This is a genomic window from Thauera sp. (genome assembly GCF_035444905.1).
Lineage (GTDB): Bacteria > Pseudomonadota > Gammaproteobacteria > Burkholderiales > Rhodocyclaceae > Thauera.
This window is the reverse complement of sequence record NZ_DAOMPS010000036.1, coordinates 14,852-34,252: the sequence shown is the minus strand read 5'-3', so window position 1 is coordinate 34,252 and position 19,401 is coordinate 14,852. Positions and strand designations below refer to the sequence as shown.

At 68.6% G+C, this 19,401-nt stretch carries 16 protein-coding genes and 1 other RNA gene; 5 read left to right on the top strand and 12 right to left on the bottom strand.

The annotated features are described in order from the left end of the window. The first annotated feature begins 133 nt into the window (after positions 1 to 133). A complete protein-coding gene (locus PLC66_RS15305; protein ID WP_324541916.1) occupies positions 134 to 1,447 on the top strand; it encodes an MFS transporter in 1,314 nt (437 codons plus the stop codon). Between the two features lie 27 nt (positions 1,448 to 1,474). Here the strand turns inward: PLC66_RS15305 and PLC66_RS15300 are convergent, their stop codons facing one another. The 5 genes from PLC66_RS15300 to PLC66_RS15280 form a co-directional block, all read right to left on the bottom strand. Beyond that, on the bottom strand, positions 1,475 to 4,183 hold the full coding sequence (locus PLC66_RS15300; protein WP_503012220.1) for a cation-transporting P-type ATPase: 2,709 nt from the start codon (positions 4,181 to 4,183) through the stop codon (positions 1,475 to 1,477). 75 nt (positions 4,184 to 4,258) lie between these two features. After that, the gene (locus PLC66_RS15295; RefSeq protein WP_324541912.1) at positions 4,259 to 5,719 is read right to left on the bottom strand and encodes a GntP family permease; all 1,461 of its coding nucleotides are present in this window, start codon (positions 5,717 to 5,719) and stop codon (positions 4,259 to 4,261) included. After that, positions 5,716 to 6,801, bottom strand: a complete 1,086-nt coding sequence (locus PLC66_RS15290; protein ID WP_324541911.1) for a patatin-like phospholipase family protein — start codon at positions 6,799 to 6,801, stop codon at positions 5,716 to 5,718. The genes PLC66_RS15295 and PLC66_RS15290 overlap by 4 nt, the downstream gene beginning before the upstream one ends. Before the next feature lie 183 nt (positions 6,802 to 6,984). Then, positions 6,985 to 8,400, bottom strand: coding sequence for a TonB-dependent receptor (locus tag PLC66_RS15285; RefSeq protein ID WP_324541910.1), 1,416 nt, complete (start codon positions 8,398 to 8,400; stop codon positions 6,985 to 6,987). Between the two features lie 29 nt (positions 8,401 to 8,429). After that, entirely contained in the window at positions 8,430 to 9,251 is an 822-nt protein-coding gene (locus tag PLC66_RS15280; protein ID WP_324541907.1) for a nitroreductase family protein, read from the bottom strand. 299 nt (positions 9,252 to 9,550) lie between these two features. Between PLC66_RS15280 and PLC66_RS15275 the strand changes: the two genes are divergently transcribed. Both PLC66_RS15275 and ffs read left to right on the top strand, forming a co-directional pair. Then, on the top strand, positions 9,551 to 11,242 hold the full coding sequence (locus PLC66_RS15275; RefSeq protein WP_324541905.1) for an AMP-binding protein: 1,692 nt from the start codon (positions 9,551 to 9,553) through the stop codon (positions 11,240 to 11,242). A gap of 64 nt (positions 11,243 to 11,306) precedes the next feature. Beyond that, positions 11,307 to 11,405, top strand: an RNA gene (ffs, locus tag PLC66_RS15270) — signal recognition particle sRNA small type. An 85-nt stretch (positions 11,406 to 11,490) separates the two neighbouring features. On the opposite strand, the gene PLC66_RS15265 is transcribed toward ffs, so the two are convergent. Continuing rightward, positions 11,491 to 12,393 carry a ZIP family metal transporter gene (locus tag PLC66_RS15265; protein WP_324541903.1) on the bottom strand — a complete coding sequence of 301 codons (903 nt, stop codon included), beginning with the start codon at positions 12,391 to 12,393 and terminating at the stop codon, positions 11,491 to 11,493. 204 nt (positions 12,394 to 12,597) lie between these two features. Between PLC66_RS15265 and argB the strand changes: the two genes are divergently transcribed. Next, on the top strand, positions 12,598 to 13,500 hold the full coding sequence (gene argB, locus PLC66_RS15260) for an acetylglutamate kinase (protein WP_324541901.1): 903 nt from the start codon (positions 12,598 to 12,600) through the stop codon (positions 13,498 to 13,500). A gap of 65 nt (positions 13,501 to 13,565) precedes the next feature. On the opposite strand, the gene PLC66_RS15255 is transcribed toward argB, so the two are convergent. Beyond that, positions 13,566 to 14,003 carry an Hsp20/alpha crystallin family protein gene (locus tag PLC66_RS15255; protein WP_324541899.1) on the bottom strand — a complete coding sequence of 146 codons (438 nt, stop codon included), beginning with the start codon at positions 14,001 to 14,003 and terminating at the stop codon, positions 13,566 to 13,568. Between the two features lie 123 nt (positions 14,004 to 14,126). Here PLC66_RS15255 and PLC66_RS15250 point away from each other — a divergent pair, with 123 nt between their 5' ends. Next, positions 14,127 to 14,357 carry a cysteine-rich CWC family protein gene (locus tag PLC66_RS15250; RefSeq protein ID WP_324541897.1) on the top strand — a complete coding sequence of 77 codons (231 nt, stop codon included), beginning with the start codon at positions 14,127 to 14,129 and terminating at the stop codon, positions 14,355 to 14,357. Here PLC66_RS15250 and PLC66_RS15245 read toward each other — a convergent pair. The 5 genes from PLC66_RS15245 to PLC66_RS15225 form a co-directional block, all read right to left on the bottom strand. Continuing rightward, entirely contained in the window at positions 14,311 to 14,682 is a 372-nt protein-coding gene (locus PLC66_RS15245; RefSeq protein ID WP_324541895.1) for a barstar family protein, read from the bottom strand. The genes PLC66_RS15250 and PLC66_RS15245 overlap by 47 nt on opposite strands. A 7-nt stretch (positions 14,683 to 14,689) precedes the next feature. Next, the gene (locus PLC66_RS15240; RefSeq protein WP_324541934.1) at positions 14,690 to 15,061 is read right to left on the bottom strand and encodes a guanyl-specific ribonuclease; all 372 of its coding nucleotides are present in this window, start codon (positions 15,059 to 15,061) and stop codon (positions 14,690 to 14,692) included. Between the two features lie 8 nt (positions 15,062 to 15,069). Then, positions 15,070 to 16,716 (bottom strand): response regulator, encoded by a 1,647-nt coding sequence (locus PLC66_RS15235; RefSeq protein ID WP_324541893.1) that lies wholly within the window; start codon positions 16,714 to 16,716, stop codon positions 15,070 to 15,072. A 161-nt stretch (positions 16,717 to 16,877) separates the two neighbouring features. After that, positions 16,878 to 18,677 carry an aspartate--tRNA ligase gene (aspS, locus tag PLC66_RS15230; RefSeq protein ID WP_324541891.1) on the bottom strand — a complete coding sequence of 600 codons (1,800 nt, stop codon included), beginning with the start codon at positions 18,675 to 18,677 and terminating at the stop codon, positions 16,878 to 16,880. An 84-nt stretch (positions 18,678 to 18,761) separates the two neighbouring features. Further along, on the bottom strand, positions 18,762 to 19,388 hold the full coding sequence (locus PLC66_RS15225; protein ID WP_324541889.1) for a DUF502 domain-containing protein: 627 nt from the start codon (positions 19,386 to 19,388) through the stop codon (positions 18,762 to 18,764). Between the last annotated feature and the right edge of the window lie 13 nt (positions 19,389 to 19,401).

Sequence of the window (19,401 nt, the reverse complement as noted above, 5' to 3'; positions counted from 1 at the left end):
GTGGAGGAGGGGGCGATGAGGGGCGGCGGCGGGTGGGCGAACCCCAGTTTATGCCGAATGCGGCGTTCTGTAAGCTCGCGTGCTCGCACCTCGGATCGGCCGAAGCGCCCCACCGCCCCGATACGGAGAAGCCATGCCGCGCCACCCCGACTGGATGGAGAGTCTCTACGAACGCCTCGCCGAGGACGACGAGGGGCGGGTGTGCAAGGCGATCAGCGAGGAAGCCTGCCGCGAGTCGCCGGGCAACTTCTTCCGCACCCTGGTCGCCAACACCCTGTCCAATCTCGCCGACCGCATCGCCAGTGCCAAGACCACGCTGCCCTGGCTGCTGCTGCAGCTTGGCGCGCCGGCCTGGATGCTGAGCCTGCTGGTACCGATCCGCGAGTCCGGCTCGATGCTGCCGCAGATGCTGATCGGGGCGGTGGTGCGGCGCCAGCCGGTGCGCAAGTGGGTGTGGGTGTGGGGCGGCGTGGTGCAGGGGCTGTGCCTGCTCGGCATGGGGTGGACCGCCCTGGCGCTCGAGGGCGCGGCCGCGGGCTGGGTGGTGATCGGGCTGCTGGTGCTGTTCAGCCTGGCCCGCGGCGCCTGCTCGGTGGCCTACAAGGACGTGCAGGGCAAGACCATCCCGAAGACGCGGCGCGGCCGGCTGGCGGGCTGGATCAGCGCAATCGCCGGGCTGGCTGCGCTGGGCGTGGGCCTGGCCTTGGGGGCGAGCCGGGGCAACGAGTCGGTGGGCTTGTTCGCCGCCCTGCTGTGCGCGGGCGCACTGCTGTGGTTCGCGGCGTCGTGGGCCTTCTCGCGCATCGTGGAGGAAGCGGGTGCGACTGCGGGCGGCGCCAATGGCGTGGTCGAGGCCTTCGCCCGCCTGGCCCTGCTGCGCGAGGATCGCCCGTTTCGGACCTTCGTGATCGCGCGGGCGCTGGCGATGGGCTCGGGCCTGGCCGCGCCCTTCTACGTGGCGCTGGCGCGCGAGGAACTGGGCGCTGCGTTCGCGCTGCTGGGCCTCTTCATCGCGGTCGAAGGCCTGGCAGGCCTGCTGAGCTCACCGGTCTGGGGGCGCTGGGCCGATCGCTCCAGCCGCCAGGTGTTCGCCGTCGCCTGCGGGCTGGCGGGCGCGCTGTCGATCGCGGTGGCGCTGTGGTCCTGGCTGCCGATGCCGGCTGCGGCGGCGGCCTGGTTCTACCCGCTGGCCTTCTTCGGCCTCGGCGTCGCCCATGCCGGCGTGCGCCTGGGGCGCAAGACCTACCTGGTCGACATGGCTGCCGGCAACACGCGCACCGATTATGTTGCCGTCAGCAACTCGGTGATCGGTGCGCTGCTGCTCGCATCCGGCCTGGTCGGCGCGCTGGCGGCGACGGTCTCGGTGCAGGCCACCGTCCTGCTGCTCGGCCTCGCCGGCCTCGCCGGCGCCTGGCTGAGCCTGCGCTGGAAGGCGGTGTCCGGCTGAGGGGCGGCCCGCGGCTGATGTCGTGGCTCAGGCCCGGGCAGCGCGCCGCCGCCCCCAGGCCTTTTCGGCCTCGATCAGCAGGAACACCGCGACGCCGATGGCGAGCGGCACCAGCCAGTGGCGCAGCGCGAGCGGCGCGGTGCCAAACCAGGTGTTCATGAAGGGCAGATAGACGAAGCCCAGTTGCAGCACGACCAGCACGCCGACCGCGACGAGCGCGGCGCGGTTGGTGAACATCAGCTTCATGCGCAGGCTGGAGTCGACCAGGAAGCGGGCGTTGAAGAGGTAGAAGGCCTGCGCGATCACCAGGGTGTTGACCGCCATCGTGCGTGCCACGCCCAGTTCCATGTCGAGCGCCAGCTCGACCTCGAACATGGCGATGGTGGCGCCGCCGATCAGCACCGACACGATCGCCACCCGCCACAGCATCGACCGGCCCATGATCGGCGCGCCCGGCTTGCGCGGCGGGCGCTGCATGACGCCCGGCTCGGCCGGTTCGAAGGCCAGCGCCAGCGCCAGCGTGATCGCCACCACCATGTTCACCCACAGGATCTGCACCGGCGTCAGCGGCAGGGTGAGGCCGAACACCACCGCGGTGAGCATCACCAGGCCCTGGGCGCCGTTGGTGGGCAGGATGAAGAGGATGGCCTTCTTGAGGTTGTCGTAGATGGTGCGGCCTTCCTCGACTGCGCGCTCGATCGACGAGAAGTTGTCGTCGGCGAGCACGATCTCGGCCGCCTCCTTGGTCGCCTCGGTGCCCTTGATGCCCATCGCCACGCCGACGTCGGCGCGCTTGAGCGCGGGCGCGTCGTTGACGCCGTCGCCGGTCATCGCCACCACCTCGCCACGCGCCTGCAAGGCCTTGACCAGGCGCAGCTTATGCTCGGGGCTGGTGCGGGCGAAGATGTCGCAGTCGTGGGCGATCTGCTGCAGCGCGTCGTCCGAGGCGGCCTCGATCTCGGCGCCCGAGATCACCTTGAGCGTGTCGGCCGTGCCCAGGCCCATCTCGATGCCGATCGCGCGCGCCGTGCCGGCGTGGTCGCCGGTGATCATCTTCACCCGGATGCCGGCCTCGTGGCAGGACTTGATGGCGGCGATCGCCTCGGGCCGGGGCGGGTCGATGATGCCGATGAGGCCGAGGAAGACCATGTCCTCGTCGAGGTCCTCAAGGGCGAGCTCGCTCTTGCTGTCGGCGACCTCGCGCGCGGCCGCCGCCAGCACGCGCAGGCCCTCGGCGCTGAGGGCATCGATCTGTCCCTCCCAGAAGGCACGGTCGAGCGGCTCGAGCTCGCCGCTGGCGCCGAGTTCCTGGTGGCAGCGGTCGAGCAGGCGGTCGGGCGCGCCCTTGAGCAGGATGCGGCGGGTCCCGCCGGGCGCGGTGTTGAGCGTGGCCATGAACTTGTTGGCCGACTCGAAGGGGATGCTGGCATGGCGCTCGTGGGCGTCGGCGTCGAAGCCGGCCTTGTGCGCGAGCGTGCGCAAGGCGCCCTCGGTGGGCTCGCCGGTGACCTTCCACTGGCCGTCTTCCTCTGCCACATGGGTGTCGTTGGCGACCGCCACCACCTCGATCACCGCCTGCAGGTGGCCGTGCTGGTCCAGGCTGGCAGCCTGGCCCTCGAGCGTGATCTCGCCCTCGGGCCGGTAGCCGGTGCCGCTGACGTCAAAGAAGCCGCCGCGGGTGACGACGTGGCGCGCGGTCATCTCGTTCTTGGTCAGGGTGCCGGTCTTGTCCGAGCAGATCACGGTGACCGAGCCCAGGGTCTCGACCGCGGTGAGCTTGCGCGTGATGGCGTTGCGCTGCGCCATGCGCTGCACGCCGAGCGCCAGCGTGATGGTGAGGATGGCGGGCAGGCCCTCGGGGATGGCGGCGACGGCGAAGCCGATCGCGGCGAGGAAGACCTCGCCGAGCGGGAAGTCGTGCAGGCTGACGCCGATCACCAGCATAAGCAGCGCCAGCGCGACGATGATCACCGACAGGATCTTGCTGAACTGCGCCATCTGCCGCGTGAGCGGGGTTTGCAGGGTCTGCACCTCGGCAATCATGCGATTGATGCGGCCGAGTTCGGTGTGCGGGCCGGTGGCGGTGACCACGCCGATGCCGCGGCCGGCGGCAACCATGGTGCCCGAGTAGGCCATGCCGAAACGGTCACCGACGCCGGCGTCGGCGGCGGCCGGCTCGGCGTTCTTGTCGGCCGGCACCGACTCGCCGGTGAGCGCGGATTCCTCGATGCGCAGGTTGGTGGCCTCGAGCAGGCGCAGGTCGGCGGGCACGCGGTCGCCCGAGCGCAGGCGCACGATGTCGCCCGGCACCAGGCCGTCGGCCTCGACCTCGGACCAATGGTCGTCGCGCCGCGCATGGGCGTGCACCGAGAGCATCTTGCGGATGCCTTCGAGCGCTTCCTCGGCCTTGCCTTCCTGGATGAAGCCGATGATGGCGTTGATGACGACCACGCCGAGGATGACCCCGGTGTCGATCCAGTGACCGAGCACGGCGGTGATGCCGGCGGCAGCGATCAGGATGTAGATCAGGATGTCGTGGAAGTGCTTGAAGAAGCGCTTCAACAGGCCGTCCTTGGGCGGTTGCGGCAGGCGGTTGGGGCCGACCTCGGCGAGACGGCGCGCGGCCTCGGCCGAGGACAGGCCGTCGCGCGCGGCGGACAGGCGTTCGAGGACCTCGTCGGCGGCGAGGGCATGGGGTTGCTCGATCTGCAGCGAGCCGGGTTGGGCGGATTTCATGAGCATGCTCGAGGATTGCGTGACGCCCCGCGCCGCGTTGCCTGGCGTGGCCGCCCTGCGGCGGCGCGGGGTGAATCAGAAGGAACCGAGGACCGACCCCAGTATAACGAGCAGGGTGAGGGCGAGAATCGGGAACAGCACCGCGACCATGAAGATGTCCTTGTAGGCCTCGCGGTGGGTGAGGCCGCAGATGGCGAGCAGGGTCACCACCGCGCCGTTGTGCGGCAGGCTGTCGAGGCCGCCGGTGGCGACCGTGGTGACGCGGTGCAGCAGCTCGGGCGCGATGCCGGTGGCCTGGGCGAGCGCGAGGTAGTCCGCGCCCAGGGTCTGCAGCGCGATGCTCATGCCGCCCGAGGCCGAGCCGGTGACGCCGGCCAGCACGTTCACCGACAACGCCAGCGACACCAGCGGGTTGCCGGCGCCGAGCTGGTCGACGAAGGCCTTGATCAGCTCGAAGGCGGGCAGCGCGGCGATGACGGCGCCGAAGCCGACCAGGCTGGCGGTGTTGAAGATCGGCAGCACCGAGGCGTTGGCGCCGTCGTCCAGGCTGCGGCGCAGGTTGGCCAGGCGCTGCCAGCACAGCGCCACCAGCAGCAGGCAGGCCAGGGTGAGCGAGCCGATGATCGCCCAGATGCCGCGTACGGCGTCGATCGAGGTGGCGCCGTAGATCGCCTGGGCGAGGTAGGCGGTGTCGAGCGCCGGGATCAGCAGGCTGCTGAAGACGTAGTTGAGCACGATCACCAGCACCACCGGCGCGATTGCCACCGTGAAGGGCGGCAGCGCGCGCGCGGCCTCGTCGGGCGGGATCATCAGCACGTCGAAGCCCTCGCCGGCGCTGCGCTCGCGCTGGTCCTTGTCGAAGCGGGCCGGCGGGCTGCTGGCGTCGTCATGCGGGCCATAGCCTTCGCCGGCGGCTGCCGCGCGCGCCGCCTGGCGCGCGAGCCACCACTGGCCGAGGCCGAACATCACCAGCGCGGCGATGACGCCGAGCACCGGGGCGGCGAAGGGCGTGGTGCCGAAGTAGGGCATCGGGATCGCGTTCTGGATCGCCGGGGTGCCGGGCAGCGCGGTCATGGTGAAGGTGAAGGCGCCGAGCGCGATCGTCGCCGGCAGCAGGCGCTTGGGGATGCCGGCCTGGCGGAACAGGGCGGCGCCGATCGGATAGACGGCAAAGGCCACCACGAACAGCGACACGCCGCCATAGGTGAGCACCGCGCAGGCCAGCACCACGGCGAGGATGGCGCGCTCGGCGCCGAGCCGGGCGACGATGCCCTGCGCGATCGCCTCGGCGGCGCCGCTGTCGTCCATCAGCTTGCCGAACAGGGCGCCGAGCAGGAAGAGCGGGAAGTACTGCACGATGAAGCTGCCGGCCGAGCTCATGAAGAGCTGGGTGTAGGTCGCCATCAGCGGCGTGCCGGCGGCAAATGCGGCGGCCAGCAGCGCCATCACCGGCCCGAGCAGCAGCACGCTGACGCCGCGCCAGGCGAGCCAGATCAGCAGGGCGAGGGCGAGGAGGACACCGAGCAGTCCGGTCATGCGCGCGCCTCCCCTGCGTCGTCCTCCTTGATCGTGCGGGCGGAGCGGATGCTGTCCTCGATCAGCCAGTCGAGATCGAAGCTGGAGCGCTCGCCCAGGTCGCCCCAGTGCTTGCGCAGCCAGCGCTCGGCGCGCTGGCGGCCGAGGTCGCGCAGGTGGCACAGGTAGGCCCACTCGGCGTTCAGCTTGCTCGAGGCCTTGAGCTCGAGCAGGTCCTCGTCGGCGTGGATGCGGTGCAGGCGCATGTCGCGGTAGCGCTCGCGCTCGAGGCCCTCGGCCTCGATCAGGTCGCGCAGCAGCATGATCGCGCGCAGCTCCTTGAGTAGGCTGGCGTTGAAAGTGATCTCGTTGAGGCGGTTGATGATGTCGCGCGCGCTGCGCGGCACCTCGGGGCGCTCGAAGGGATTGATCTGCACCAGCACCAGGTCGCGCGCGTCGCACTCGTCCACCAGCGGGAAGAGCGCCGGGTTGCCCATGAAGCCGCCGTCCCAGTAGGCCTCGCCGTCGATCTCGACGGCCTGAAACATGAAGGGCAGGGCGGCCGAGGCCATCACCGCATCGACGCTCAGCTCGGGTTGGCGGAAGACCTTGGGGCGGCCGCTGCGCACATTGGTGGCGGTGACGAAGACCTTGATCGCGGTGCAGCGATTGACGCGGTCGAAGTCGATGATGTCGGCGACCAGGTCGCGCAGCGGGTTGAGATTGAGCGGGTTCAGCTCGTAGGGCGAGAACACCCGGCTGAGATGATCGAAGAAGCGGTAGCTGGGCGAGTTCTCGAGACCCCAGTCGCCGTTCACACGCGACCACAGGTCGCGCTGGATGGGGCTACCCAGGGCGGCCTGGCTGACGGTCTTCCAGAAGCGCTCGAGCGCGGCGCGGGCGCCGTCGGGGCCGCCGGCTTCCAGACCGTCGGCGAGCACGACCGCGTTCATCGCGCCGGCGCTGGTGCCGCTGACGCCCTCGATGTGCAGTTGCGGCTCCTCGAGCAGGCGATCGAGCACGCCCCAGGTCAGCGCGCCATGGGCGCCGCCGCCCTGCAGCGCGAGCTCGATGGTCTTGCGGGTGGTGCTGTTGTTGGCCATGTGTTTATTCTCCCTGCGTATGCGTTGCGCCATTGTTGCGGTGCCGCAAGAGAGAGTCGGTCCAGGGAGCGAAGTTCCGCGCGTGGACGTCCCCGAAAGGCGAAGGGCCCCGTGTCGCGGGGCCCTTCCGGGGCGGAGGATGAAGCGCGGCGGGGCGCGCGGCCGCCTGTGCGGCGCGGCGGCCTACTCGGTGTCGAAGCCGAGCAGGCGGGCATCGACGATGCGCTTGGCCACGCCCTCGGGCACGTCCGCCTCCCACTCGCCGCGACCGCGGCGCAGGCCGCCGAGCACCTCGGCGACGTCGATGTGCAGGTGGCTGTCGTCGTGCGGCTGCACCGCCACCAGCTTGTCGTTCTCCTTCAGGTAGGCGAGCAGGTGGTGCAGGTTGGCCGGCACCTGCACGTTGTCGAGCGTGACCGTGGCGGCGGCGTCGGTGCCGCGCGGACGCGAGGGGTACACATAGACGTGGGTGTTGTCCGGGAACAGCTTGCCGAAGGCTTCCAGGATGCCGCCCTCCAGGCCCTCGTAGTACTTCTCGTCGAACAGGAACTGGAAGTCGCGCACCGACAGCACGATGCCGATCGGCTTCTGCGTGTAGCGGCGCAGGTAGGCGCGCAGGCGGAAGAAGCGCACGTAGTCCGAGATCATCACCGTGTAGCCCTGCGAGGCGAGCAGGTCGATGCGGGCGAGGAAGTCGGCGTCGTCCACGTTGTCGCCGCTGATCAGCGAGTTCATCGTGACCTCGGCGAGCGACACGATCTCGTTCTCGTCCACCGCGGCGAGCTGGCTGAACTGCTTGAGGCCGGCGGCCATCATGTCGACGTTGACCAGGGTCACCGGCTTGAAGCTGCCGCGCATCACCATCACCGGCTTGCGGTAGAACAGCTCGCCCGGCACCACCACCTCGCCCTGCGGGTTGAACACCACCGCGCGGGTGAGCCAGCTGCGGATCAGGTGCAGGTTCATCAGCCGGTTCTCGACCTCCTCGAAGTAGGGGCCGGAGAAGTGGATCAGGTCGACCTCGATGCGCTCGGAACCGAGGCCGTCGGCCAGGCCCTCGACCACCCACTCGGGGTTCTGGTGGTGGAAGAAGGCGCCGTGGATGAGGTTGACGCCGAGGATGCCGAGAGCCTCGGACTGCAGCGCGTTGTCGTTGTCGAGCATGCGCACATGCATGATCACGTCGCTCGGCTCGGCGCCCGGGTGCAGTTGCAATCGGATGCCGACCCAGCCGTGGCATTCGTTCTTCTGCTTGAAGCTGCGCGCGGTGACGGTGGCGGCGTAGGCGAAGAAGGTGGTGTTCTTCGCCCGCAGGTGGGCCAGCCGCGCGACGACCTGGGTGAACTCCTTGTCCAGCATCTGCAGCAGGCGGGCGCGGCTGACGTAGCGGTCGACATGGCCGTAGATGTCGTCGCTCACCGCCATGTCGTAGGCCGACATGGTCTTGGCGATGGTGCCGGCGGCCGCCCCCACCTGGAAGAAGCGGCGCGCCACTTCCTGGCCGGCGCCGATCTCGACGATCGAGCCGTACTTGTACTTGTCGAGGTTGACGGCGAGGGCCTTCTGGTCGGTGGTCAGCGTGCTGTCGCGTTTGCGCATGGGGTACTCCGGCGGATGCGGGCAGGGGTTTACTTGAGTCTGAAGCCGAGCGTGTGCAGGGCTTCGACCAGACGGTCGCGGCCGGACAGGCTCTCGGGACCGGCGATGCGCTTGGCCGAGTGCACCGCCCAGGTGCCGTGCACATTCATCTTCTGTTCGTCGTAGAAGCGCACCATCGCCCGGTTGTAGGCCTCGATGCCGGCGTCCTGCACCTCCTGGCGGTAGCGCTCGTGGTGCAGCACCACGGACTGGGGCGGTCGCGGCTTGACCGCCGCCGGCTTGGCCGGGTCGGGCGTACCGACGCACATGCCGAACACCGCGAACACCTCGGGCGGCAGCGCGAGCAGGCGGGCGACTTCCTCGGGGCGGTTGCGCATGCCGCCGATGTATACCGTGCCGAGGCCGAGCGATTCCGCCGCCGCCGCGGCGTTCTGCGCGGCGAGCGCGGCGTCGATGACGGCGGTGAGGAACATCTCGGTGTAGTCGAGGCCCGCCGAGGGGCGCTCGAGCTGGCTGGCGACGCGGCGCAGGCGCGCGAGGTCGGCCAGCCAGACCAGTTGCAGCGGCGCCTCGCGGACATGGGCCTGGCCGCCTGCGCATTCCGCCAGGCGTGCGCGGGTGTCCGCTTCGCGCACTGCGACCACGCTCCAGACATTGAGGTTCGACGAGCTCGCGGCCGACTGCGCGGCGGCGATGATGGCGGCGAGCTGGGCCTCGCTGACGGGGTCGGGCAGATAGGCGCGAACCGAGCGATGGCTGAGCAGTTGTTCGATGAAGGGGTTGAGCGCGTCGGCGACCGGCAGGGCGGCGCTGCCATAGCGCGCCTGCAGGCCTTGCAGGGAATCGGACATGGAAGCTCCGGAGCTCTGGGGGACTGGCGGAGTATACCGATTGTCGCGCAGCCGCCGTGCGTTGTCGGGCCGCGGCGGGGGCGGGCTGCGTCGCCTTTGCCACCGGATTTGATCTGGGTTCTTGTATTACGTTAACGTCAACGTAAAATATCGCCCCGGAAAGGGCTGCAGGCAGGTGACGGTCGATCGCGGAACCACGCGCCGCCAAGGGGTCACAAACCCAAGCGCCGAAACCCGGGGCGCCCCCGCGCGACCCTACGAGCAAACGAATTTCAACGACGTCCTGGAGAGGAGAGCATATGAGCGCTGTTACCGAATTCTTGGCTGCACGCGACTTCCTGCTGCAGCATCGCAGCGACTACGCCACCGCCTACGCCGGCTTCCAGTGGCCCAAGCTCAAGGAGTTCAACTGGGCGCTGGACTACTTCGATGCCATGGCCCGCGGCAACGACAACCCGGCGCTGTGGATCATCGAGGAAGACGGTCGCGAGTCGAAGCTGAGCTTTGCCGAGATGTCGGCACGCTCGAACCGCGTCGCCAACTGGCTGCGCAAGCAGGGCGTCAAGCGCGGCGAGCGCATCCTGATCATGCTCGGCAACGAAGTGCCGCTGTGGGAGACCATGCTCGCCGCGATCAAGCTCGGCGCGGTGGTGATCCCGGCGACCACGCTGCTGACCCCGGACGACCTGGTGGACCGCGTCGAGCGCGGCCAGGTCAGGCACGTGGTGATCGGCACCGCCCACACCGACAAGTTCGAGAACCTGCCCGGCAGCTTCGGCCGCATCGCCGTGGGCGGCGCGCCCGCTGGCTGGAAGGCCTTCGAGGAGGCCGCGGCCGAGTCCGACGTCTTCACCCCGGACGGCGTGACCCGCGTCGATGACCCGCTGCTGCTGTACTTCACCTCGGGCACCACCTCCAAGCCCAAGCTGGTGCTGCACACCCACCAGTCCTACCCGGTCGGCCACCTGTCGACGATGTACTGGATCGGCCTCAAGCCCAACGACCGCCACATGAACATCTCCTCGCCGGGCTGGGCCAAGCACGCCTGGAGCTGCTTCTTCGCGCCCTGGAACGCCGGTGCCTGCGTGTTCCTGTACAACTACAACCGCTTCAACGCCAAGGCCCTGCTCGACGTTCTGGTGAAGTACGAGGTCACCACCATGTGCGCGCCGCCGACCGTGTGGCGCATGCTGATCCAGCAGGACCTGGCTGCGGTCAAGACCAAGCTGCGCGAGCTGATCGGCGCCGGCGAGCCGCTCAATCCCGAAGTGATCGACCAGGTGAAGAAGGCCTGGGGCATCACCATCCGCGACGGCTTCGGCCAGACCGAGACCACCGCGCAGATCGGCAACACCCCTGACCAGCCCCTGAAGCCCGGCTCCATGGGCCGTCCGCTGCCCGGCTACAGGATCGCCCTGCTCGACGCCGACAGCAAGCCGTCGGTCGAGGGCGAGGTCGCGCTGGTGATGGGCGAGCACCGCCCGGTCGGCCTGATGGTCGGCTACGCCGGCGATGCGGCCAAGACCGCCGAGGTGATGCGTGACGGCCACTACCGTACCGGCGACGTCGCCAGCATCGACGAGGACGGCTACATCACCTACGTCGGTCGCGCCGACGACGTGTTCAAGGCCTCCGACTACCGCATCAGCCCCTTCGAGCTGGAGAGCGTGCTGATCGAGCACCCGGCGGTGGCCGAAGCCGCGGTGGTGCCGAGTCCGGACCCGGTTCGCCTGGCGGTGCCCAAGGCCTTCGTGATCCTGGTCGCCGGCCAGGAGCCGAGCAGGGAGCTCGCCAAGGACATCTTCGCCTTCACCCGCGAACGCCTGGCGCCGTACAAGCGCATCCGTCGCCTGTCCTTCGCCGACTTGCCCAAGACCATCTCGGGCAAGATCCGCCGCGTCGAGCTGCGCAAGGCCGAAGAGGCGCGCGGCGAGGCGACGCGCGGCGAGCTGGAGTTCTTCGAGGAAGACTTCCCCGAGCTCAAGGGCTGATCCGCCCGCGGTGCAGCAATCCGGCTGCCCCGCGCGGCCGGCATGCTGCTACAATGCCGGCCGTGGCGGGTCTCCCCGCATTGCAGCGCGGTGAACCTGGTCAGGGCCGGAAGGCAGCAGCCACAGCCGTTTCCTGCAAGTGCCGGGGGTCAGGCTCGCCACCCTGAATATCCAAAGCGAAGGGCGCCCCTTGTGGGCGCCCTTCGCTTTTCCGCTTCAAGCGCATGTGGGGGGTATTGCTGCGCGCCTCAGCCCAGCAGCGTGTCCATCAGCATCATCAGCACGAAGCCGAGGATGAGACCGCCGGTGGCCAGGGTTTCGTGGCCGCGGCGATGCGACTCGGGGATGATCTCGTGGCTGACCACGAACAGCATCGCTCCCGCTGCGCCCGCCAGGCCCCAGGGCAGGATCATCGCCGACACCGACACCATCATCGACCCGGCAATGGCGGCGATCGGCTCGATCAGGCCCGACACCGCGGCGACGCCGAAGGCCAGCCAGCGGCTGTAGCCGGCGCTGACCAGCGCGATGGCCACGATCAGGCCTTCCGGGATGTTCTGCAGCGAGATGCCGGCGGCGACCGCGTCGCCCGAACCCGCGCCGCTGCCGTTGAGGCCGGCGGCGACGCCGATGGCGAGGCCTTCCGGGATGTTGTGCACTGCGATCGCGAACACGAACAGCCACACCGCGGCGCCGCTGCGCCGGCCCTCGGGGGCGTGCGTGTGGGGCAGGGCGCGGTCCATCGCCAGCAGGCCGCCGGCGCCCAGCAGCAGCCCGAGCGCAACCAGCGTCGCCGCGCTGGCGTCCGAGCCGGTCTGCGCTTGTGCCGCCTCGAACGCAGGCAGCAGCAGCGAGAACATGCTCGCCGCCAGCATCACGCCGGCGCCGAAGCCGAGCAGCATGCCCTGCACGTTGGCGCCGATGCGCCGCACCATCAACAGCGGCACGGCACCGAGCGCAGTGGCGGCGGCGGCCATCGCGCCGCCGGAGACGGCGCCCGATAGCGAAAGATCGAAGCCTTCGATGCTACCCATGAACTGGGCGAAGAGCAGGGCGAGACCGGTGAGGGCGATGAGCCAGCCGCTGAGCGCACGCAGGGCGCCGGCCGGACTGGCGGGCTGGAAATGCAGGCGGGCAACTTTATCGACCATGGTTCGACTCCTCGCTGGGGCAGGGAGCGCCCCTTACAGGCCCAGTATGGCGTCGAGTCTCCAATAGCGCCAATTGAACGCCATGAAGAAGTTGATAGATAAATAGAATCCTTGGCCGGCGCTGAACGGGACAATTGCTGCACTGCGCTTTCGGTTCCCCCGGCAGGCCACTAGAATCCACCTGTTCGTTCAAGGAGCCTTTCGATGACCCCGTCCGCCACCCCGCAAGATGTCACCCCCGCCCGCAAGGCCGAGATCCTGGCCGAGGCCCTGCCTTACATCAAGCGCTTCTTCGACAAGACCATCGTCATCAAGTACGGCGGCAACGCGATGACCGACCCGCATCTCAAGGACTGCTTCGCGCGCGATGTGGTGCTGTTGAAGCTGGTGGGCCTGAACCCGGTGGTGGTGCACGGCGGCGGTCCGCAGATCGAGAACCTGCTCGCCCGTGTCGGCAAGAAGGGCGAGTTCATCCAGGGCATGCGCGTGACCGATGCCGAAACCATGGAAGTGGTGGAGATGGTGCTCGGCGGCCAGGTGAACAAGGAGATCGTCAACCTGATCAACAAGCACGGCGGCAAGGCGGTGGGCCTGACCGGCAAGGACGCCGGCTTCATTCGCGCCAAGAAGCTGCTGATGCAGAAGATGGATGCGCCCGCGGGGGACCTGATCGACGTCGGTCAGGTGGGCGAGATCACGGGCATCGATCCGAGCCTGATTTCCTTCCTCGACCAGGGCGACTTCATTCCGGTGATCGCGCCGATCGGGGTGGGGGTCGAGGGCGAGACCTACAACATCAACGCCGATGTCGTCGCCGGCAAGCTGGCCGAGATCCTGAAGGCCGAGAAGCTGGTGCTGCTCACCAACACGCCGGGCGTACTCGACAAGGCGGGCAACCTGCTCACCGGCCTGACGCCGCGCCAGATCGACGACCTGGTGGCCGACGGCACCCTGTCGGGCGGCATGCTGCCCAAGATCGGTTCGGCGCTGGATGCGGCACGCAACGGGGTGAAGTCGGTGCACATCATCGACGGTCGCGTCGAACACTGCCTGCTGCTCGAGATCCTGACCGACCACGGTGTCGGCACGATGATCAAGAGCAAGTAAGCGGCGCCCTGGTACGGGAAAAGTAAGGCGGCTCGCGCCGCCTTACTCGTCATGCGTGATGCGCCTCAGTCGATGGTCAGGCGCTTGGCCTGGGCTTCGGCCTTCTTCGGCAGGCTCAGCTCGAGCACGCCCTCGTTGAACTTCGCCGAGGCCTTGGCCTCGTCGATCTCCTGGCCGAGCTGGAAGCTGCGCGAGACCTTGCCGAAGTAACGCTCGGTGCGCAGTACTTTCTCGCCTTCCTTGACTTCCTTCTCCTGCTTGCGCTCGGCGCTGATCGACACCACCGGGCCGTCGATGTGGACGTGGATGTCCTCCTTCTTCATGCCGGGCAGTTCGGCATGGACTTCATAGCCTGCCGCATTCTCCTTGACGTCGACGCGCATCTGCGGCGCGTCGGCGCTCACATTGGGCAGGCTGCCGCCGCCGAAATCGACCGGACGAACGAAGAAACCACGGAAGAAGTCTTCCAGCGGGTCGGCACGGCGGGTGAGGTTGTTGCTCATGGCGCGATCTCCTTTGCTCGATAATTGCCGGCCTTGCCGGCCTCAACACGAATATAGGTGTGGGATCGCGTATTTCAAGCCCGATCACGGGCGTGCGGCCTCATGCCGAATGGAGACAAGACGATGACCGAAACTCGGGCGACCGCCACCAACCAGTGTCCGCGCTGCGGAGCGGCTTTCACCTGCGGCATGCAGGCGGGCGAGTCGGCCTGCTGGTGTGCGGCTTTTCCGTCCGCTTTTGCCGTGCCCGCGGCGGAGGCGGTCGATCCCGCCGCGGCCTGCTACTGCCCGCGCTGCCTTGCCGAGCTCATCGAGCAGAAGCAGGCGCAGCGGGAGGGGGCGGCGTCTCGCTGAGCGCGAGATCGAAGGCGACGCCTTCGTCAGCCCAGAACTCGGCGGCCTCCTGCAGGATCTCGAGCGCGGTGGCGAGCGTATCCGGGTCGGCGGCGCGCAGGTCCTGCGGCCGGCTCAGCGTGATGCGGTAGCGGCGCGCCGGCAGCCAGGACAGATCGGTCAGGCAGTCGGACAGCGCATCCCAGTTGTGGCCGAACCAGGACGGAAAACGCAGCGCGTGGGCGAAGCGCTCGAGCAGCTCGGCCTTGTCGCTGCAGCCGCCGAGGTCGATGACCAGGTCGAGAGTATCGCCTGCCGGCGAATCGGGCGTGGAGGGTGGGCTCATCGGCAATTCATGGCAGCGGCTCGATCTGGCGGAAGCTGCGGTAGTGGTCGGCGGTGTAGTAGAAGACTTCGGGCGGATCGCCGCCGCTGACGATGCGCCGTGCACCGCGATCGCGCGCGCCGGGGGTGGGGACGGTGTATTCGCGGTAATAGCCGCGCGGCTTGAGGGGCAGCAGGCGTTCGCGATTGTGGAAGGTGGTGCCGTCCTTGCGATAGGGGAAGGGCCCGCCGCGCTGGATCAGGGCCAGGGTCTCGATCGCTTCGGGCGGCAGCCCGGCGTGCGAGGGCAGGCCCGCATCCGAGCTGGCGGGCGTACAGGCGGCGACCAGCCCGAGCAGGGCAAGGGCCAGCAGCAGCCGTGTGGCGAGGGTGTGCAGCATGGTCGCGCTCATGCCGGGCGCGGCTTCTGCATCACGCGTTCGGGGCGGATGCCGTAGCGCTTGATCAGTTCGTGCATGAATTCGGTGATGGCCACCAGGCGCGGATTGGCTGGCGACAGGCGGTGGGCGCGCTGGATCAGGTCGCGCGCCTGGGCGGCGAAGGCGTCGTTCCAGCCGCGATGCTCGATGTGGCGCAGCAGGGCCAGCGCGGCGTTGAACAGCACGTGCGGGTTGCCGGGCATCTTGCGCGCGGCGTTCATCATCTCGGCCACCGCGCCGTCGAAATCGCCCGCGTGGGCCTTTTGAGCGCCGGTGGTGACGAGCGACTTCACCTCGGCCTGGACCTGGGCTTCGATCTCGCGCGACAGGTGGTCGAGGCCGCGTGCCTTGAGCGCGGCGCGGGTGGTTTCCAGCGTGCGGTCGTCGGCCGCCGTGCGCATGAGGTCGGCGAGCAGGGCGTTGCCCTGTTCGTCGAGGTGCTGGTCGAGGCAGGTCTTGATCAAATCCTGGCGCAGCCCGACCGACAGGGTGCGGATGCGGTTGGGATTGCGCAAAGCGCCGAGGATGGCCTGGCGAGCACCCGCCTGGTCGTGCTGGTGGGCCTGCAGCAGGGCGCCGCCGACGGCGGCGCAGACCTCGCCCTTGGGCTGCCGGCCCATGCTGCGCTCGAGATCGGCGAGGGTGCTGCGTGCATCCTCGACCTTGTGCAGTGCGAGCTGGGCCTGGAGCAGGCGGATGTGGTCCTCGGGGTCGCGAAACTCGGAGTACTTGCCGCGCTGGACGACCTCGGCAAGGCTGCGCTCGGCGGTCGCCGGGCTGCCGGTGGCGAGCGCCAGCGCCCCGAGGTGGCGCAGGCGGCGGATGCGGTAGGGCGAGCGCTCGGTCGCCCGCTGCAGCGTGGCGCAGGCTTCTTCCGCGCGCCCGGTTTCCTCGCGCAGGCGGGCGAGCAGCTCGTAGGCCTCGATGAAGCGCTCGTGGCGCGCGACCAGCTCCTCGAGCACGTGCTCGGCCTCGACGAAGGCCTTCTTCAGCATCAGCATGCGCGCCAGCCCGAGCGCGGCCCAGGGGATGGGGCGAGAGGACAGGATGTCGCGGTAGAGCGCCTCCGCTTCGCCGACCTGGCCGATGCTGGCGTGCAGCTCGGCCTGCAGGCGCATGAAGTCGATCAGGTAGAGCGGATGCTCGTCGCGCGCGAGGCGGCAGTAGTCGATCGCGCCCACCGGGTCGCCGATCCGCATCAGCTGCCAGGCGGGCAGGAAGGCGTCGCGCTTCTCGAAGGCACGCAGCAGGCGCACGCGCAGGGTTTCGGCGTTGAGCGGCTTGAGGATGTAGTCGTTGGGGGCGAGCTCGCAGGCGCTGGTGACGCGCTCGTAGTTGCGCTCGCCGGTGATCATGACGAACAAGGTGTCGAGGGGGATGACCTCATGCTGGCGCAGGTCCTCGAGCAGGTGCTGGCCGTCCTGGCCGTCACCGAGGTTGTATTCGCACAGGATCAGGTCGAAGCGCTGCTCGCGCAGCCGGCGCATCGCCATCGTCGCCGACACCGCGAACTGCGGCGTGTCCACACCGATCGACGCGAGCATGGTGCGCAACTGCGCGCGCATGGTCGCCTGGCTCTCGATGACGAGGACGTCGATGTCATGGGACAGCAGCATCGGGTGGGCAGCCGCAAGAAGGGAGGGAATGCCGGACAGACCCCAGGGCCTGCAAGAGCTAGAGATTACGGCAGGAGCCCGAAAGGCTGAAGCCCCCCGGGCGAAGAAATGCGGGATCTCCTCGCCCGGGGGGCTTCAGCAGGGCAGTTTGTGAAGCGCGATCAGCCGCGGCCGACCTCGACCTCGGTCTGCACCTTCTGGCGCAGGCGGATGTGCAACTCGCGCAGCTGCTTGTCGTCGACCTCGCTCGGGGCGTCGGTCAGCAGGCACTGTGCACGCTGGGTCTTGGGGAAGGCGATCACGTCGCGGATCGATTCGGCGCCGGTCATCATGGTGACGATGCGGTCGAGGCCGAAGGCGAGGCCGCCGTGCGGCGGGGCGCCGTACTTGAGCGCGTCGAGCAGGAAGCCGAACTTGGCCTGCTGCTCTTCGGGACCGATGGCGAGCGCCTGGAACACGCGCGCCTGCACGTCGGCGCGGTGGATACGGACCGAGCCGCCGCCGATCTCCCAGCCGTTCAACGCGAGGTCGTAGGCCTTGGCCAGGCACTCGCCGGGGTTGGATTCGAGCAGCTCGATGTGCGCGTCCTTGGGGCTGGTGAAGGGGTGGTGGCAGGCGGTCCAGCGCTTGTCGTCCTCGTCGTACTCGAACATCGGGAAGTCGACCACCCACAGCGGGCACCAGGCCTCGCCGGTGACGTAGCCCTTCTCATGGCCGAGCTTGATGCGCAGCGCGCCCATGGCGTCGTTGACCACCTTGGTCTTGTCGGCACCGAAGAAGATCAGGTCGCCCGACTGCGCACCGGTGCGCTCGAGGATGGTACGGAGCGCGGTCTCGTGCAGGTTCTTGACGATCGGCGACTGCAGGCCCTGCTCGTTGGGCTGGCCGACGTCGTTGACCTTGATGTAGGCGAGGCCGCGGGCACCGTAGATGCCGACGAACTTGGTGTATTCGTCGATCTCGCCGCGGGTGAGGGCGTTGCCGCCCGGCACGCGCATGGCGGCGACGCGGCCGCCCGAGGTGGCGGGGCCGCTGAAGACCTTGAAGGCGACGTCCTGCACCGCGTCGGTGACGTCGGTCAGTTCGAGCGTGACGCGCAGGTCGGGCTTGTCCGAGCCGTAGCGGCGCATCGCCTCGGCGTAGGTCATGCGCGGGAAGGGCGCGGGCAGCTCGACGTCCATCGCTTCCTTGAACACGAAGCGGATCATCTCCTCGACCAGCGCGGTGATCTCGTTTTCATCCATGAAGGACGTCTCGAGATCAACCTGGGTGAACTCGGGCTGGCGGTCGGCGCGCAGGTCCTCGTCGCGGAAGCACTTGACGATCTGGTAGTAGCGGTCGTAGCCGGCCACCATCAGCAACTGCTTGAACAGCTGCGGCGACTGCGGCAGGGCGAAGAACTGGCCCGGGTGCACGCGCGAGGGCACCAGGTAGTCGCGCGCGCCTTCAGGCGTGCTCTTGGTGAGCATCGGCGTCTCGACGTCGATGAAGCCGGCGCCGTCGAGGAAGCGGCGGAAGGCCATCGTGGTCTTGTAGCGCAACATCAGGTTCTTCTGCATCTGCGGGCGACGCAGGTCGATGACGCGGTTGGTCAGGCGCACCGTCTCGGACAGGTTCTCGTCGTCGAGTTGGAAGGGCGGCGTGGCGGCGGCGTTGAGCACCTCGATGTCGTGGCACAGGATCTCGATCTCGCCCGAAGTGAGGTTGGCGTTCTCGGTGCCAGCCGGGCGGCGGCGCACCTTGCCGCTCATCTTCAGCACGAACTCGCTGCGCACCGACTCGGCGGTCCTGAACGTGTCGGCGCGGTCGGGATCGCACACCACCTGCACCAGACCCTCGCGGTCGCGCAGGTCGATGAAGATGACGCCGCCGTGGTCGCGGCGGCGGTGCACCCAGCCGCAGATGGTGACGATCTGGTCGAGGTCGGCAGCGGTGACTTTGCCGCAGTAGTGAGTTCGCATGTGTGGATTCCGGCAGTTCGCGGGCCTCGTGCGCCCGCTTGATTCAGGATTGGATCGTTGCGCGTGGTCTGGTCGCGGACGTCGTCATTCGTTGAGCAGGGCGGCCCGGCTCGGCGGCCTGCGCAACGGGGGCGCGACGACCCCCATGGAGATGATGTACTTCAGGGCTTCATCCACGCTCATGTCGAGCTCGACCACGTCGGCGCGCGGCATCATCAGGAAGAAGCCCGAGGTCGGGTTGGGCGTGGTCGGCACATACACACTGACGTAGTCGCCAGGCAGGTGGTTGGCCGCGTCGCCTCCGGGCTGGCCGGTGAGAAAGGCGATCGTCCACGAGCCCTGGCGCGGGTACTGCACCAGCAGCGCCTTGCGGAAGGCCTGCCCGCTGCTCGAGAACAGGGTGTCCGACACCTGCTTGACGCTGTAGTAGATCGACTTCACCACCGGGATGCGGGCGAGCAGTGCTTCCCACAGTTGAACGAGCTTCTGGCCGAGTACGTTGGCCGCCACCAGTCCGGTGAAGAACACGATCAGCAGGCTCGCGACGACGCCGACGCCGGGGATGTCGATGCCGATGTAATCGCGCGGCTGAAAGCCGTTGGGTAGCCACAGCAGGATCGCGTCGAGCGAGTTCACGATCCAGGCCAGCACCATGAAGGTGATGGCCAGCGGGATCCAGATCAGCAGCCCGGTGATGAAGTATTTTTTCACGTGATGGTCTTGA

Excerpts from the sequence above, each read along its gene's own strand:
- PLC66_RS15305 (WP_324541916.1), top strand. The coding sequence starts at position 134 with ATGCCGCGCCACCCCGACTGGATGGAGAGTCTCTACGAACGCCTCGCC.
- PLC66_RS15300 (WP_503012220.1), bottom strand. The coding sequence starts at position 4,183 with ATGAAATCCGCCCAACCCGGCTCGCTGCAGATCGAGCAACCCCATGCC.
- PLC66_RS15295 (WP_324541912.1), bottom strand. The coding sequence starts at position 5,719 with ATGACCGGACTGCTCGGTGTCCTCCTCGCCCTCGCCCTGCTGATCTGG.
- PLC66_RS15290 (WP_324541911.1), bottom strand. The coding sequence starts at position 6,801 with ATGGCCAACAACAGCACCACCCGCAAGACCATCGAGCTCGCGCTGCAG.
- PLC66_RS15285 (WP_324541910.1), bottom strand. The coding sequence starts at position 8,400 with ATGCGCAAACGCGACAGCACGCTGACCACCGACCAGAAGGCCCTCGCC.
- PLC66_RS15280 (WP_324541907.1), bottom strand. The coding sequence starts at position 9,251 with ATGTCCGATTCCCTGCAAGGCCTGCAGGCGCGCTATGGCAGCGCCGCC.
- PLC66_RS15275 (WP_324541905.1), top strand. The coding sequence starts at position 9,551 with ATGAGCGCTGTTACCGAATTCTTGGCTGCACGCGACTTCCTGCTGCAG.
- PLC66_RS15265 (WP_324541903.1), bottom strand. The coding sequence starts at position 12,393 with ATGGTCGATAAAGTTGCCCGCCTGCATTTCCAGCCCGCCAGTCCGGCC.
- argB (WP_324541901.1), top strand. The coding sequence starts at position 12,598 with ATGACCCCGTCCGCCACCCCGCAAGATGTCACCCCCGCCCGCAAGGCC.
- PLC66_RS15255 (WP_324541899.1), bottom strand. The coding sequence starts at position 14,003 with ATGAGCAACAACCTCACCCGCCGTGCCGACCCGCTGGAAGACTTCTTC.
- PLC66_RS15250 (WP_324541897.1), top strand. The coding sequence starts at position 14,127 with ATGACCGAAACTCGGGCGACCGCCACCAACCAGTGTCCGCGCTGCGGA.
- PLC66_RS15245 (WP_324541895.1), bottom strand. The coding sequence starts at position 14,682 with ATGAGCCCACCCTCCACGCCCGATTCGCCGGCAGGCGATACTCTCGAC.
- PLC66_RS15240 (WP_324541934.1), bottom strand. The coding sequence starts at position 15,061 with ATGCTGCACACCCTCGCCACACGGCTGCTGCTGGCCCTTGCCCTGCTC.
- PLC66_RS15235 (WP_324541893.1), bottom strand. The coding sequence starts at position 16,716 with ATGCTGCTGTCCCATGACATCGACGTCCTCGTCATCGAGAGCCAGGCG.
- aspS (WP_324541891.1), bottom strand. The coding sequence starts at position 18,677 with ATGCGAACTCACTACTGCGGCAAAGTCACCGCTGCCGACCTCGACCAG.